The organism is Mycobacterium sp. MS1601, assembly GCF_001984215.1.
Classification (GTDB): domain Bacteria; phylum Actinomycetota; class Actinomycetes; order Mycobacteriales; family Mycobacteriaceae; genus Mycobacterium.
Genome location: NZ_CP019420.1, coordinates 4,448,224 through 4,462,158 on the forward strand (window position 1 = coordinate 4,448,224; position 13,935 = coordinate 4,462,158).

The 13,935-nt window shown below is 66.2% G+C and carries 13 protein-coding genes and 1 tRNA gene; 7 read left to right on the top strand and 7 right to left on the bottom strand.

The features are described 5' to 3' along the window. Positions 1-26: 26 nt before the first annotated feature. Positions 27-1,412 (top strand): glycine--tRNA ligase, encoded by a 1,386-nt coding sequence (locus BVC93_RS21510; protein ID WP_083741216.1) that lies wholly within the window; start codon positions 27-29, stop codon positions 1,410-1,412. On the opposite strand, the gene BVC93_RS21515 is transcribed toward BVC93_RS21510, so the two are convergent. Then, on the bottom strand, positions 1,382-2,170 hold the full coding sequence (locus BVC93_RS21515; protein WP_157517019.1) for an SDR family NAD(P)-dependent oxidoreductase: 789 nt from the start codon (positions 2,168-2,170) through the stop codon (positions 1,382-1,384). The two genes, BVC93_RS21510 and BVC93_RS21515, sit on opposite strands and share 31 nt — an antisense overlap. A gap of 106 nt (positions 2,171-2,276) precedes the next feature. Between BVC93_RS21515 and BVC93_RS21520 the strand changes: the two genes are divergently transcribed. The 3 genes from BVC93_RS21520 to BVC93_RS21530 all read left to right on the top strand — a co-directional run bounded on the left by BVC93_RS21520 (position 2,277) and on the right by BVC93_RS21530 (position 5,814). Then, positions 2,277-2,774 (top strand): Lrp/AsnC family transcriptional regulator, encoded by a 498-nt coding sequence (locus BVC93_RS21520; RefSeq protein ID WP_236950055.1) that lies wholly within the window; start codon positions 2,277-2,279, stop codon positions 2,772-2,774. A 179-nt stretch (positions 2,775-2,953) separates the two neighbouring features. Continuing rightward, positions 2,954-4,423: an APC family permease gene (locus tag BVC93_RS21525; RefSeq protein ID WP_083739247.1), complete on the top strand. Its 1,470-nt coding sequence runs from the start codon at positions 2,954-2,956 to the stop codon at positions 4,421-4,423. An 11-nt stretch (positions 4,424-4,434) separates the two neighbouring features. Further along, positions 4,435-5,814: an aminotransferase class III-fold pyridoxal phosphate-dependent enzyme gene (locus BVC93_RS21530; protein ID WP_083739248.1), complete on the top strand. Its 1,380-nt coding sequence runs from the start codon at positions 4,435-4,437 to the stop codon at positions 5,812-5,814. Positions 5,815-5,846: 32 nt separating this feature from the next. Here the strand turns inward: BVC93_RS21530 and BVC93_RS21535 are convergent, their stop codons facing one another. After that, the gene (locus BVC93_RS21535) at positions 5,847-7,880 is read right to left on the bottom strand and encodes a TPM domain-containing protein (RefSeq protein ID WP_083739249.1); all 2,034 of its coding nucleotides are present in this window, start codon (positions 7,878-7,880) and stop codon (positions 5,847-5,849) included. A 70-nt stretch (positions 7,881-7,950) separates the two neighbouring features. Between BVC93_RS21535 and BVC93_RS21540 the strand changes: the two genes are divergently transcribed. The 3 genes from BVC93_RS21540 to BVC93_RS21550 all read left to right on the top strand — a co-directional run bounded on the left by BVC93_RS21540 (position 7,951) and on the right by BVC93_RS21550 (position 11,525). Next, the gene (locus BVC93_RS21540) at positions 7,951-9,219 is read left to right on the top strand and encodes a deoxyguanosinetriphosphate triphosphohydrolase (protein WP_083741217.1); all 1,269 of its coding nucleotides are present in this window, start codon (positions 7,951-7,953) and stop codon (positions 9,217-9,219) included. A 4-nt stretch (positions 9,220-9,223) separates the two neighbouring features. Beyond that, positions 9,224-11,119, top strand: a complete 1,896-nt coding sequence (gene dnaG, locus BVC93_RS21545) for a DNA primase (RefSeq protein WP_083739250.1) — start codon at positions 9,224-9,226, stop codon at positions 11,117-11,119. A gap of 76 nt (positions 11,120-11,195) precedes the next feature. Beyond that, complete coding sequence (locus tag BVC93_RS21550; protein WP_083739251.1) at positions 11,196-11,525, top strand: DUF7155 family protein; 330 nt, start codon at positions 11,196-11,198, stop codon at positions 11,523-11,525. Here BVC93_RS21550 and BVC93_RS21555 read toward each other — a convergent pair. The 5 genes from BVC93_RS21555 to BVC93_RS21575 form a co-directional block, all read right to left on the bottom strand. Next, the gene (locus BVC93_RS21555; protein WP_083741218.1) at positions 11,522-11,764 is read right to left on the bottom strand and encodes a hypothetical protein; all 243 of its coding nucleotides are present in this window, start codon (positions 11,762-11,764) and stop codon (positions 11,522-11,524) included. The two genes, BVC93_RS21550 and BVC93_RS21555, sit on opposite strands and share 4 nt — an antisense overlap. A 207-nt stretch (positions 11,765-11,971) precedes the next feature. Further along, a tRNA-Asn gene (locus BVC93_RS21560) sits at positions 11,972-12,044 on the bottom strand. 132 nt (positions 12,045-12,176) lie between these two features. After that, positions 12,177-12,446, bottom strand: coding sequence for a cytochrome C oxidase subunit IV family protein (locus BVC93_RS21565; RefSeq protein WP_083739252.1), 270 nt, complete (start codon positions 12,444-12,446; stop codon positions 12,177-12,179). Further along, positions 12,446-13,186 carry a cytochrome c oxidase subunit 3 gene (locus BVC93_RS21570; RefSeq protein WP_083739253.1) on the bottom strand — a complete coding sequence of 247 codons (741 nt, stop codon included), beginning with the start codon at positions 13,184-13,186 and terminating at the stop codon, positions 12,446-12,448. The genes BVC93_RS21565 and BVC93_RS21570 overlap by 1 nt, the downstream gene beginning before the upstream one ends. After that, the gene (locus tag BVC93_RS21575; protein ID WP_083741219.1) at positions 13,183-13,845 is read right to left on the bottom strand and encodes a hypothetical protein; all 663 of its coding nucleotides are present in this window, start codon (positions 13,843-13,845) and stop codon (positions 13,183-13,185) included. The genes BVC93_RS21570 and BVC93_RS21575 overlap by 4 nt, the downstream gene beginning before the upstream one ends. Between the last annotated feature and the right edge of the window lie 90 nt (positions 13,846-13,935).

Sequence of the window (13,935 nt, forward strand, 5' to 3'; positions counted from 1 at the left end):
CACCAACTCAGGAGTACTCGAGCATCGTGGCGTCCGTCATCGACACCATCGCCAACCTGGCCAAGCGTCGTGGGCTGGTCTACCAGTCCGGCGAGATCTATGGCGGCACCAAGTCCGCCTGGGATTACGGTCCGCTGGGCGTCGAGCTCAAGGAGAACATCAAGAAGCAGTGGTGGCGTTCGGTGGTCACCAGCCGCGATGACGTCGTGGGCCTGGACAGTGCGATCATCCTGCCGCGCCAGGTGTGGGTGGCCTCCGGCCACGTCGCCGTCTTCAACGACCCCCTGGTGGAGTGCCTGAACTGCCACAAGCGGCACCGGCAGGACCACATGCAGGAGGCCTACGCGTTGAAGAAGGGGCTCGACGACCCCGACGCGGTGTCGATGGACGAGATTGTCTGCCCGGACTGCGGCACCAAGGGCCAGTGGACCGAGCCCCGCGACTTCAACATGATGCTCAAGACCTACCTGGGGCCCATCGAGTCCGAGGAAGGTCTGCACTACCTGAGGCCGGAGACCGCCCAGGGCATCTTCGTCAACTTCGCCAACGTGGTGACCACCTCGCGCAAGAAGCCGCCGTTCGGCATCGGCCAGATCGGCAAGAGCTTCCGCAACGAGATCACCCCAGGCAACTTCATCTTCCGCACCCGCGAGTTCGAACAGATGGAGATGGAGTTCTTCGTCGAGCCGTCCACCGCGGGGGAGTGGCACAAGTACTGGATCGAGACGCGCCTGCAGTGGTACGTCGACCTCGGCATCAACCGCGACAATCTGCGGCTCTACGAGCACCCCAAGGAAAAGTTGTCGCATTACAGCGACGGCACCACCGACATCGAGTACAAGTTCGGTTTCGCCGGCAACCCGTGGGGTGAGCTGGAAGGCATCGCCAACCGCACCAATTTCGACTTGTCCACGCACTCCGAGCATTCCGGCGTCGACCTGTCGTTCTACGACCAGGCAGCAGACACCCGGTTCGTGCCCTACGTCATCGAGCCCGCAGCCGGTCTCACCAGGTCACTGATGGCGTTCCTGGTGGACTCGTACACCGAGGACGAGGCGCCGAACGCCAAGGGTGGCGTGGACAAGCGGGTGGTGCTGAAGCTGGATCCGCGGCTGGCGCCGGTCAAAGCTGCCGTGTTGCCGCTGTCGCGCCACGCCGACCTCTCGCCCAAGGCCCGAGACCTGGCTGCCGAGCTGCGGCAGTCCTGGAACATCGAGTTCGACGACGCCGGCGCCATCGGCCGCCGGTACCGCCGTCAGGACGAGATCGGTACTCCGTTCTGCGTGACGCTGGACTTCGACTCGCTCGAGGATCAGGCCGTCACCATCCGTGAGCGCGACGCCATGACCCAGGAGCGGGTGGCCATCGACAAGGTCGGTGACTACCTGGCGGTGCGGCTCAAGGGCTGCTGAGCCAGCAGCCCTTCCATCACCGCATCGGAGATGCCCGCGGACTGACCGCAGTCCACGGTGAGTTGTTGTCCGTTGATGCCCTTGCCCGCATCAGAGGCCAGGAACTCGATCACCGAGGCCACCTCGTCGGGCAGCGCCATGCGGCCCAGCGGCGACATGAGCAGGGTCAGGGTGATCTCCTCGTCGGCGTTGTCCTGCGCGCGCAGCATCGGAGTGTCCACACTGCTGGGCGCCACCTCGTTGATGCGGATCCCGCGCGAGCCGAGCTCCAGAGCAGCCGTGCGCACCAACGCCGACGTGGCCGCCTTCGACGCCGCGTACGCGGCGTAGCCGGCGATCGTCATGCGCGCCGCCAGCGAGGTGACGACGACGAACGACCCGCCCGACGGCATGTGGGGGACAGCGTGTTTGATCGCGTACATCACCGCCAGGGTGTTGACGTGATAGCACTGCAGCATCGCCTCGGTAGTGAGTTCTGTTGTGTGCGTGGGGGAGACGAAGGTGCCCGCGCTACACACCACCGCGTCGATGCGGCCGTACTCGGCGACCACTTCTGCCATGCAGTTGGCCACGTCGGCTTCCCGGCTGACGTCGGTCTGGATCGAGCGGGCGCCGATCGTCGCGGCAGTGGCCGAACTGTCGCGCCTGCTGGCGATCACGACGCGGGCGCCGGCGGCGGCGAAGCGTTGGGCGGTAGCCAGGCCGATCCCACTGGATCCGCCGGTGACGATGACGACCTTGCCGGACATCGATGACATGCAGTGATGGTCGTAGAAAGTTGTTTCCAGCACGTTTCAGTCGAATGATATGCAGGAAATTGCTGTGAAGATGGATAATCTGCAGACTCCACGATGGGAGAACAATATGCAGCTCGATGACCTGGACGAACAGATTCTGTGGGAACTCGCCCGCGACGCGCGAATACCGAACAACGAACTGGCCAAGAAGCTGCACGTCTCGCCGTCCACCACCATCAATCGGGTGCGGGCCTTGAAGGAGAAGGGGGTGCTGCAGTCCGCTCACGCCACCTTCGACCTCACGGCTGTTGGCCTGCCGGTACAGGCGGTGGTGTCGGTGCGCATCCACCCGCAGGCCCGCCGCGCGCTGAAAGAGTATGCGCAGCGGGTGATTCTGCTGCCCCCGGTGATGAACCTCTTCTGGATGGGCGGCCCCGACGACTTCCTGATCCATGTGCACTGCGCGTCGACGGCGCACCTGCGCGACTTCGTCGCCACCGACCTCAGCGCCGATCCCGCGGTGGCGTCCGCGCAAACCAACGTCGTGTTCGAGCATCTCCTCGGGGTGCAACACATGGACCACGTGTCGGGATTCGACGAGATCCGGGCCGGTTATCGGGACTGAACAAAATGTGTCCTCGATGCCGATTGTGCGTCTGATGCGAAATATTCTGCACGGATTAGTCAAAACTGGTGCATGTGATGCAGCCGAAACAACGCTGAAATCCAGGCTGTGCAATCTTCGTCGGTGCGGACGTCGCCGTCTCGCAGCACGTTCCCTCTGCACTCCTGAGGACGCCACACATGACCATCAAGTCCCCTTCGCCGTTCGAGCCGGTTGACGCAGGCCCGCACACTGCGCTCGAAGCCACCCACTCGCCGCTGCACCGCAACCTGGGCGTCGGCTCCATCGCGTTCATGGCACTGGCCGGCGCCGCCCCGCTCGGAGCGGTGATCGCCGCCTTCCCGATTGTGGTCGGGGTCAGCCAAAGCCCGGCCATCCCACTGTTTTTCGTGCTCGCCACGGCGATTCTTGCGATCTTCACCGCGGGATTCGTCCGGATGGCCAAGTACGTCACCAACGCCGGCGCTTTCTACTCCTACATCCAGGCGGGGCTGGGTCGCATCCCGGGCACCGGCGCGGCCACCTTCGCCGTGGGCACCTACGTCATGCTCGCTGTGGCACTGGCCGCCTACATCGGTGTCGCCACCAGCGACGCCATCGCCCACTTCGGTGGGCCTGTCACCCCCTGGTTCCTGTGGACGGTTGTGTGGGTGCTCATCACCGGCGTTCTGGGCTACCGCGACATCGAACTCAGTGCCAAGGTCCTCGGCGTTGTGCTGGTGATCGAGATCCTGGTGGTGGTCGTCATCGACGTCGCGATCCTGGCCCGCGGCGGCGAGGCGGGCGTCACCGCAACCGCACTCAATCCCGTTCTGCTGACCGAGGGTTTCCCGTCGCTGGGCCTGATGTTCGCGTTTTTCAGCTTCGTCGGATTCGAGGCGACGGCGGTGTTTCGCACCGAGGCACGCGACCCGGAACGGACCATCCCGCGCGCCACCTACCTCGCCGTGGTGGGCGTCGGATCGTTCTACGCCTTCTCCGCCTGGGCGATGGCTGTCGGTGTGGGAACCGACGCCCTGGTGGCAGCCGCCACCGCTGACCCCACCGGCATGGTGCTGGGTCTGGCACAGACCTACGTCTCACCGATCATGGCCGACGTGGTGCAGGTGCTGCTGCTCACCAGCATCTTCGCCTGCATGCTGACCTTCCACAACGTACTGACCCGATACACATTCACCATGGGCGGCAAGGGAATTTTGCCTGCACCACTGGGCGCGGTGAACGCCAAGCACCGCGCCCCGTCACGCGCCTCGCTGGTCGTTTCGGCCGTAACCGGTGCGCTGCTTGTCGGTGTCTTCGCCGCCGGACTGGATCCCATCGCCGAGATCTACACCTGGCTCTCCGGCGCGGCCACCCTCGGTGTCATCGTGCTGATGGCGCTGACCTCGCTCGCGGTGCTGGTGTTCTTCCGGACCCGTCCCGAAGCCCGCGCCGGAATATGGTCCTCGACGATAGCCCCGGCCGTCGCTCTGATGTGCCTGGGTGCGGTGACGTACCTGGTGATCAAGAACTTCTCGGTCCTGGTGCCGACACCCGTGGTGGCCGATGTGCTGCTGGTGGTGCTGGCGGCCACCTTCGCCGTCGGCGTGACAGTGGCCCTGATCTTCCGTTCCCGACGCCCCCAGTCCTACGCCGCACTCGACGCCTGACAGGAGAGACGATGATATCCACACCCGCTTACCAGAAGACCTCGGATCTGAACAACTGGCGGCATTTCGCCGAAATGGGCGCTGCGGCAGACACGCCGCCCAAGGTGATCGTCAAAGGTGAAGGCTGCTATCTGATCGACTCCGACGGCAACCGCTACCTCGACGGGCTGTCCAACCTGTTCTGCGTCAACCTCGGCTATTCCTACGGTGAGGAACTCGGCGAGGCTGCACTGGCCCAGTACAAAGAGCTCGGCTACCACAGCAACTGGGGCAGCACGCACCCCCGTGCCATCGAATTGGCCGCCGCCGTAGCCGAATTGGCGCCCGGCGACCTCAGCCACGTCTACTTCACCCCGTCCGGCGGCGAGTCGGTGGAGGCCGCGTGGAAGATCGCCCGGCAGTATTACCGGCTGCGCGGTGAGAATCGCTGGAAGGCGATCTCGCGTCAAACCGCCTATCACGGAACCACTCTCGGTGCGCTGTCGCTGATCGGCATCCCGGAGTTCCGCTCCGACTTCGAGCCGTTGGTGCCCACCGCAGGCAAAATCCGCAACACCCGGCGGGTGGGCCGCCCCGCCGGCGAGACCGAGGAGCAGTTCACCGCGTTCCTGCTCGACGAACTCGAGTTCCGCATCCAGGCCGAGGGCCCGGACACTGTGGCGATGATCCTGATGGAACCCGTGCAGAACCATGGCGGCATGCTGGTGCCGCCCGCCGGCTATTCCCGAGGCGTCCGCGAGATCGCCGACAGATACGGCATCCTGCTGGTGGCCGACGAGACCATCACCGCCTTCGGCCGCGTCGGTGCGTGGTTCGCCTCCGAACGTTACGAGGTGCAGCCGGACATCATCACCTGCGCCAAGGGACTGTCGTCGGCGCACGCGGTGATCGGCGCGGTGATCGTGGGGGAGAAAGTGTATGAACCGTTCACCGGTGCCGGTACCTCGCTGTTGCACGGCAACACCTTCGGCGGACATCCGGTGATGGCCGCGGTGGCGCTGAAGAACATCGAGATCATGAAACGCCTCGACATTCCGAACACCGTCTTGGCCAACGAGGAAACCCTGCGCGCCAAACTGGACACGCTTGCGCAGCTGCCCGTGGTGATCGACGTCCGCGGCGCAGGGCATTTCTACGCCGTCGAGCTCACCCAGAACACCCCGTCGGGCCGCGCGATGACCGTCGAGGAGAAGAAGTTCCTCTACGGCGACGCACTACTGGCACATGCTCTCGAGGAGCGGGGGGTGATGCTGCGGATCTCGCTGGACGCCGGCGACCCGGTGGTGTGCGTGGCGCCGCCGCTGGTGGCGGGTGACGCTGAATTCAGCCAGCTCACCGACGCTCTGCGGGCGGTACTTGGCCACATCAGCACCGTCCACGCCGACATGTAGAGCTCACCTGTCCGCGGTGTCCTCGGCACTTCTCAGAACCGGCCGCCACCGGAGTAGCGGCGGCTCGACGAACGTGACGAGCCGCCGAACGACGACGGCCTGCCGGCCTGGCGGCCACCGCTGTAACCGCCGCCCCAGCTGCTGCCGCGGCGCGAGCCGTAGCCGCCGGAGAAGCCACCGTTGAACACGCTGCCGATGAGGATGCCGCCGAGCACCGCGCCCAGATCGTTGCTGTTGTTGCCGTACTGCCCGGAGTAATGCGACTGGGCGCTCTGCACGTCGTTATTGGCCAGCGACTGCGCTTGTGCGGCAAGGGTTGCCGCACCATTGGCGTGTGCGATGGCCTCGGCCGGCGCCGAGCTCTGCTTGGCTTCGGCGGCCTCGAGTTGGCGGCTGGCCTCCGACAGCCGGGTCCTGGCCTCAGGGCCCACGCTGCCGCGACGCGTGTCGATGAAATCGGACACCGCCTTGACCCGCGACCGCGCGGTGAACAACGACTGCTCCAGCAGTCTGGCCTGATGCTCGGCCTCCTGACGTTGCTCCACGACGGCCGCCAGGATGGCATCGAGGTCGGCATCGGCTCGTGTCACCGCGGTGAACACCCCCAGCGGGTCGTCGACGCCGTCGGTGCCGGCCCTCTCCACGGCTTTGACAGCGGCATCACGGGCAGCGGCCAACTCTGCTGCCCGTGGGGTGTCGTCGCGCCCCAGCTGGGCGGCGGCCTGGTCGATCCCGGACTGGATGTCGGCGACGGCGGCGGGTAGCCCGCTGATAGCCCGGTTGATGTCATTGCCCGCGGTGTCGATGGCATCCAGCAGCGTCTGCGCCTGCGCCAAGGCCGACTCGGCGCCGTGGATGTCGTCGATCAGCCCGTCCTGATTGCCGGCCGGTCGCGCGACCAAGCCCCGGGCACTGGTGATGTGGTCGTCGGCGAAGCCCAGGCGCTGTCGTGCCCCGTCGACATTTCCCGCCACCGATGCCAGCGCCGGCGCCGAGAATTTCTGGCCCAACCGCGTCAACGTCGCGGCGGCGGGTTCCAGTCGAGCGGTCAGCGCCACCATCTGCTGAGTCAGGGCATCCAGCCGGGTCGGGGCGTTGATCACCAGATCACGCAGCTTCTCGAACGCGTCGCTCTGTGTCTCGAGCTCGCGGTCGGCCTTCGCAGCTGCCACCACCACCCGGGTCAGCAGGTCGCGACGTTGCAGCGGTGACTCGGGAATTGCGTCATCGAGCGTCTGGCGGACATTGAACGCCTGCGCCAGAGTGGTTTTCGCGTTCTCCAAGGCCTTGCGGAACGGCTCGGTCTCCTCCGCGCCGAATTCCTCGACGGCCAACGCCAATTCGCCCTCGCTGGTGCGCACCGCATTGTCGACGTCCACCACAATCGCTTTGGACAATTCATCGAGCGCGTCGATCGGCACCGACGCCAGGGCATTCGGATCGGTGGGGTCCACCTGTTGGGCGGCGGCGAACTCGGCTTCCAGGCGCTTGCTCTTACGTCGTCGACTCCACACCCACAGCGCCAGCCCCAGTGCCACGATCACGCCGAACACCACAGCGAAGCCCAGCCAGGACGTCCCGCCGCTGCTGCCGCCCGGTGACGCCGGCGCGGCCTGCCCACCGAGGCCCTCGGCTGCACCGATCGCAGCCTGCGCCCAGTCACTGTCTCGCAGAGCCGGTTCGATCAGGTTGCGCTGAACGTCGGCTGCTCGGGACTGGGCCGCGCCGTCCACGTCGAACGAGAACTCGCGGTCCACGGTGGCCACCGCCAGTAGTGCGTCGTCGTCGCCGAGGCCGCTGAGTCGCCACGTGTTGTCCGCCCAGGTGCGGCTGTTCTGCCCGTCGAAGGACTCGACGAACACCACGAACAGTTGAACCCGCTTCTCGTCGTAGAGGGTGTCCAACGCCTCCTGCACGTCAGCTCGTTCCGAATCCGTCAGCGCCGCGGCGTTGTCGGTGATCTGGGAGGGCACCCGCAACGGCGGCTCGGCCGCCGACACCGGGGCGCTGAGCAGGCCGGCGACCACTGTCATCAGGACCACGCTGAGCAGACGGACAATGCGCATGCCCGCCAATCTAGTGCGACGGCGAGTGGCTGTCCGTCACCGCGACCTCGGGCTGGCAGACTATGCCCTGGTGAGTACGTCAGAGCAGGACCATTACAGCGAGTTCGACCGGGAACGGCGGGTGCCCGAGGCACCCAAGAGTGCCGCGATGCCGGGCACCAACACCGAGCATCGCGGAGACTTCGCGCGTGACCGCGCCCGCGTGCTGCACTCTGTCGCCTTCCGCAGGCTTGCCGACAAGACCCAGGTGGTGGGGCCGCGGGAGAGCGAGACGCCGCGCACCCGTCTGACTCACTCGCTGGAGGTTGCCCAGATCGGCCGGGGGATGGCGATCGGGCTGGGCTGCGACCCGGACCTGGTGGACCTGGCCGGGCTGGCGCACGACATCGGCCATCCGCCCTACGGGCACAACGGCGAGCGGGCGCTCGACGAGATCGCCAAGATCTTCGGCGGGTTCGAAGGCAACGCCCAGAACTTCCGGATCCTCACCCGGCTGGAACCCAAAGTCCTTGATGCCGAAGGTCGTTCCGCTGGACTGAACCTGACTCGCGCCGCATTGGACGCGGTGGCCAAGTATCCGTGGCGGCGCGGTGACCGCAAGAAGTTCGGTTTCTACGACGACGACGGCGAGGGCGCGGACTGGGTGCGCAAGGGTGCCCCGGTCGACCGTCCCTGCCTGGAAGCTCAGGTGATGGACTGGGCCGACGACGTGGCCTACTCCGTCCATGACGTCGAAGACGGCGTGATCTCCGGCCGGATCGACCTGAGGGTGCTGGCTGATCCCGATGCCGCCGCATCGCTGGCGCGCCTGGGCGCCCAGTCGTTCCACGCCGTGCCCGAGGACCTGCTCGAAGCCGCTGCGCGTCTCTCGGAGCTGCCGGTGGTGGCCGACGTCGGCAAATACGACGGCACGCTGGCCGCGTCGGTGGCGCTGAAACGACTCACCAGCGAATTGGTGGGCCGATTCGCCAACGCGGCCATCACCGAGACCAGAGCCGTTGCCGGCGGCGGACCGCTGGGCCGCTTTCAGGCCGATCTACACGTCCCGGCGCTGGTGCGCGCCGAGGTGGCGGTGCTCAAGATCTTGGCGCTGCAGTTCATCATGTCCGACCACCGGCACCTGGGAATCCAGACCGAGCAGCGCAACCGCATCCACGAGGTGGCGCTGGCGCTGTGGGCACAGGCTCCAGGCAGCCTCGACCCCCAGTTCGCACCCGAGTTCGTTGCCGCCGCCGACGACGGGGCCCGGCTGCGGGTGGTGATCGACCAGATTGCGTCGTACACCGAGTCCCGGTTGGAACGAGTGCACGAGGCGCGCTCGCCCCGACCCCTAGACTGATCAGATGGCCGGCCGGATTTCTGATCGCGATATCGCGGCCATTCGTGAGAAAACCCGCATCGAGGACGTCGTCGGCGACTACGTGCAACTACGCCGGGCGGGAGCGGACTCCCTCAAAGGGCTGTGCCCGTTCCACGACGAGAAGTCACCGTCGTTTCACGTACGGCCCAACCACGGTCACTTCCACTGCTTCGGCTGCGGCGAGGGCGGTGACGTCTACGCCTTCCTGCAGAAGATGGAGCACATCAGTTTCGTCGAGGCCGTCGAACTGCTGGCCGACAAGATCAATTACACCGTCACCTACACCGGCGCCTCGACCACCAATGTGCAGCGCGACCGGGGCAGCCGCAGCCGGTTGATCGCCGCCAACGCCGCCGCCGCCGAGTTCTATGCCGAACAGTTGGAGAGCCCCGACGCCGCCACCGCCAGGCAGTACCTGACCGAGCGTAACTTCGACGCCGCCGCGGCCAGGATGTTCGGCTGCGGGTACGCGCCCGCGGGTTGGGACACCCTGACAAAACACCTGCTGCGCAAAGGTTTCGAGTTCAAGGAGCTCGAGGCTGCCGGCCTGTCGCGGGAGGGCAAACGCGGCCCCATGGATCGGTTCCACCGCAGGCTGCTGTGGCCCATCCGCGGGTCATCGGGTGAGGTCATCGGTTTTGGTGCCCGACGATTGTTCGACGACGACCAGAACCAGGCCAAGTACGTCAACACCCCCGAGACCACGCTGTACAAGAAGTCCAACGTGCTGTTCGGCATCGACCAGGCCAAGCGGGACATCGCCCGCGGTCACCAGGCTGTCGTCGTCGAGGGGTACACCGACGTCATGGCGATGCACCTGGCCGGCGTCACCACCGCGGTGGCCTCGTGCGGCACCGCGTTCGGCGACGAGCACCTGTCGATGCTGCGGCGACTCATGATGGACGACAAGTTCTTTCGCGGCGAGCTCATCTATGTGTTCGACGGTGACGCGGCCGGACGGGCCGCGGCGCTCAAGGCTTTCGAGGGGGAGCAGAACCTGGCCGGGCAGTCGTTCGTGGCCGTCGCCGCCGACGGAATGGACCCGTGCGATCTGCGCCTCAAGAGCGGCGACACCGCGCTGCGTGATCTGGTGGCCCGGCGAACCCCGTTGTTCGAGTTCGCGGTTCGCGCCACCCTGGCCGAGATCGACCTCGACACCGCCGAGGGGAGGGTGACGGCGTTGCGGCGCTGCGTCCCAACGGTGGCGAAGATCAAGGATCCGACGCTTCGCGACGAGTACGCCCGCCAGCTGGCCGGATGGGTTGGCTGGGATGACGTGGCTCAAGTGATCCGGCGGGTGCGTGAGGAAGCCAAGGACCCCAGGGCGAGGGCCGACGGGAAACGGGCGGCACCGGCACGGAAGGCGCCGGTGGTGGGCCGGCCCGACCCTCGTGACCCGACACTGCGGCCGCAACGCGAAGCACTCAAATCGGCGCTGCAGTACCCGGTGTTGGCAGGTCCGGTGTTCGACTCCCTGGCGCCCGAGAGCTTCACCCACCCCGCGTATGCGGCGGTGCGCGCCGCTCTCGACGCGGCCGGCGGCACCGCCTCCAGCGTCGGCGGCGCGCAGTGGATCGACCAGGTGCGCCAGCAGACCACCGCGCCTGCCGTCGCCGCACTGATCAACGAACTCAGCGTCGAAGCCGTCACCGCCACCACAGATGAAGAGAAGTTGCCGCGCTACATCTCCAGCGTGTTGGCCCGCCTGCAGGAAGTGTGGATCGGGCGCCAGATCGCCGAGGTGAAGTCCAAGTTGCAGCGCATGTCGCCGGTAGAGCAGGGCGATGAGTATCACGCTCTGTTCGGCGATCTGGTGGCCATGGAGGCCTACCGGCGCAGCTTGCTGCAACAGGCCAGCGGGGACGATCTCACCGCGTGAGAGGTTGTCGCGGCGGCAAAGGAGTTAGGCTCTCGGGTAGGCCGGGGGGCCGCAGGTCCGAGTGAAAGGCAGACTGATGGGATCCACGCGACGCATGGTGGCCGTCGGCGCATTTGCTGCTGCCGCAGTTGCAGCGCCTCTCTACGCTGCGCTGAGCACCCCCGAACCCGTCAGCACCCAGGCAGAGTGCCTGGCCTGGCTCGGCTCGAAGGCTGACGGCGTGTGCATCGGCAATTCGCTGGGCAGCCAGGGTCCCACCCTCAACGGCACCGGAGTCGGGCCAAGCAGCCCCGGACCCGGCATGGGTGGCATCGGCGTCGGCACCCCCGGTGTCGGTATCGGCAACGGTGGTTTTTACACCTCGCCGCTGATGCCCGGCACGTCGGTCAACATCCCGCTCGCCTAAATCCTGCGTTTTTCGGGTCCGATCACCGAGGTCTTGTTGTCGATGTCGGTGAGCTTGACCATGGCCGGATCCGGCGACACCTGGTCGGCGATCTTACGGCGACCCGCGTCCAGTACTGCCTTGGCTGCGGGGTGCCCGGTCACCGCCTTGTAGGTGCCGGCGATCTGTTCGTAGCGACGACGGCCGGCCTTTGCACCCAGCACATAGCCGACTCCCAGTACGACGACAAAGCGGATCACTGCGTGGCCTCCCAGACGTTGACGTTGCCGTCCATCCTGCCTCATTTCGATCGGTCTGGATCCGGGCACGCCTGCAGCTCGCATCGACGTGGTTGCAGGGGCCGTTCAGCGGGATCCGATAATGCCGCTGCCGTCCTGGTGAACGGTTCGAGGATGTCCCAGGGGACTGTTGCTGGATCTTCGGCCGATGTGGCCGGGAAAGAAAAGCTCCCCCGCTTGGACTCGAACCAAGAACCGTCCGATTAACAGTCGGAAGCTCTGCCAATTGAGCTACAGGGGAATGCGCTCGATGACTTTAGCGTACGAGGCACGTCCACTGAAAATCGCCAGCGTGCAGCCACCTGTGCCGTCCATCCAGCCCTGTTCGGGATCAGGTGTCGTGTCATCGGGCCGGCGCCGGTAGCAGGTGCCTTCATCCCGGCAAGAACAGGAACAGCCCCGACAGCACCGCCCACAGCGCCACGCAGTAGGCCTCGAAGAGCACGCGTAGCGGGATCGGTGCATGGCGCAGTTCCATGAAGTCCAGGCCCACCAGCCGGACCTTGGCGGCCGCGATGGCCAGCACCGCCACCGCGACCAGAGATCCGGCACCGTGGTCCGCGCCGACCAGCCAGGAAGCCACGGTCGCGGCCACCAAGATGAGCCAGCTGAGCCCGGCCCGGTTCTGCACGTAACGCAGCATCAGCTCACCAGATACAGCAGCGGGAACAAGACGATCCAGAGCAGGTCCACCAGATGCCAGAAGCATCCTCCGCCTTCGATCAGCGCCATCCGGGTGTCGCTGAGCTGGATCACTGTTGGGCCGGCCCGCTGTCGCCCTCGTGCCTCGGGCTCGGCGACCGGCCCGGTTGTTGTTGGGCCGGCCCGCTGTCGCCCTCGTGCCTCGGGGTCGGCGACCGGCCCGGGTTTGTTTGGGCCGGCCCGCTGTCGCCCTCGTGCCTCGGGCTCGGCGACCGGCCCGGTCAGTCGCGCCTGGGTCGCCAGCAGCACCAGAACCGCCATGCCCACACAGACGTGGAACAGATGCAGCCCGGTGAGGATGAAGTAGTACAGATAGAAGTCGCTGGCGCCGGGTCCGTGTCCGGCCCCGGCCAGCGAGGTGTACTCGTAGAGCTTCAGCCCCACGAACAGCGCGCCACAACCGATGGCCGCTACCACAGCCCGGAACGCAACCGCCGAGTCTCGAGCGCGCAGGGCCGCGAGGTACACCACCACGCACAGTGAACTGGACAACAAGACCAGGGTGTTGACCAGCCCGACATCCAGATGCAGGGTCCGCCGGCCGGCGTCGAAAACCTCAGGAGCGGAGGCTCTTTCGACCAGGAAGGTACTGAATATCACCGCGAACACCAGCATGTCACCGAATAGGAACACCCAGGTGCCCTGTTCGCCCGGCACTCGCCGGGTTGCCAGCGAAGTCACGCGGCGGCGGCCGACAACTGTTCTGCGCGTTGTTGCGCGGAAACCGCTCGCAGCAGCACGTATGTGGTGGTGAACATCCACAGCGTCAGCGCCACCCCTGGGATGTAGAACGCGAACACCCCGTGCCACGCCAGCGGCCCGTCGTTGAACACCACGACCACGCAGCCGGGCAGCGACAGCAGTGCCACCCAGAGGTTGAAGTAGCCGTACCAACGCGGGAAATCGCTGCCGGGCATGAAGGACGCGATGGCCAGCGTGACGTTCTGCACCACAATGGTCCCGACGATCCCGATGAACATCAGCCAGAACACATCGTTGAGGGCAAGAGTGATCTCGGCGGGCCGGGTCTCCGGACGGAACGCGGCCGCGGCCATGATGAGGAACGGAAACAGCAGCGCCGGAACAAAGATGGTGGCCGCGAACAACTGCGTCATCGACAGCATGCCCCACTGGCCCTCGATGCGGCGAATGCGCAGCACGATGGTTGCCAGGAACGGCAGCGCGAGCACCGCCGTGAGGATGCACCCGGCCACGCCGAGACGCACCAGGATCTTGTTGTCGACGTAGAACTCGGCGATCTCGTCGGCTGACGCCACCGGTGACAGCGGCGGGAACATGCCTGCCAGGCCGGAGAAGCAGGTGCCGTAGAGCACCAGCATGACGGTTCCGCACCATGCTCCGACGCGCTGCAGCCTCAGCTCCACGGCCCAAAGCTACTGCGCTGAACCTCTAGTTATGACAATTTTGTC

Bases quoted from the DNA above. Each gene is read 5' to 3' on its own strand.
- BVC93_RS21550 (WP_083739251.1), top strand. From the start codon at position 11,196: ATGGGATCCACGCGACGCATGGTGGCCGTCGGCGCATTTGCTGCTGCC.
- BVC93_RS21535 (WP_083739249.1), bottom strand. From the start codon at position 7,880: ATGCGCATTGTCCGTCTGCTCAGCGTGGTCCTGATGACAGTGGTCGCC.
- dnaG (WP_083739250.1), top strand. From the start codon at position 9,224: ATGGCCGGCCGGATTTCTGATCGCGATATCGCGGCCATTCGTGAGAAA.
- BVC93_RS21520 (WP_236950055.1), top strand. From the start codon at position 2,277: ATGCAGCTCGATGACCTGGACGAACAGATTCTGTGGGAACTCGCCCGC.
- BVC93_RS21575 (WP_083741219.1), bottom strand. From the start codon at position 13,845: ATGCTGGTGCTCTACGGCACCTGCTTCTCCGGCCTGGCAGGCATGTTC.
- BVC93_RS21515 (WP_157517019.1), bottom strand. From the start codon at position 2,170: ATGTCATCGATGTCCGGCAAGGTCGTCATCGTCACCGGCGGATCCAGT.
- BVC93_RS21525 (WP_083739247.1), top strand. From the start codon at position 2,954: ATGACCATCAAGTCCCCTTCGCCGTTCGAGCCGGTTGACGCAGGCCCG.
- BVC93_RS21565 (WP_083739252.1), bottom strand. From the start codon at position 12,446: ATGCTGCGTTACGTGCAGAACCGGGCCGGGCTCAGCTGGCTCATCTTG.
- BVC93_RS21530 (WP_083739248.1), top strand. From the start codon at position 4,435: ATGATATCCACACCCGCTTACCAGAAGACCTCGGATCTGAACAACTGG.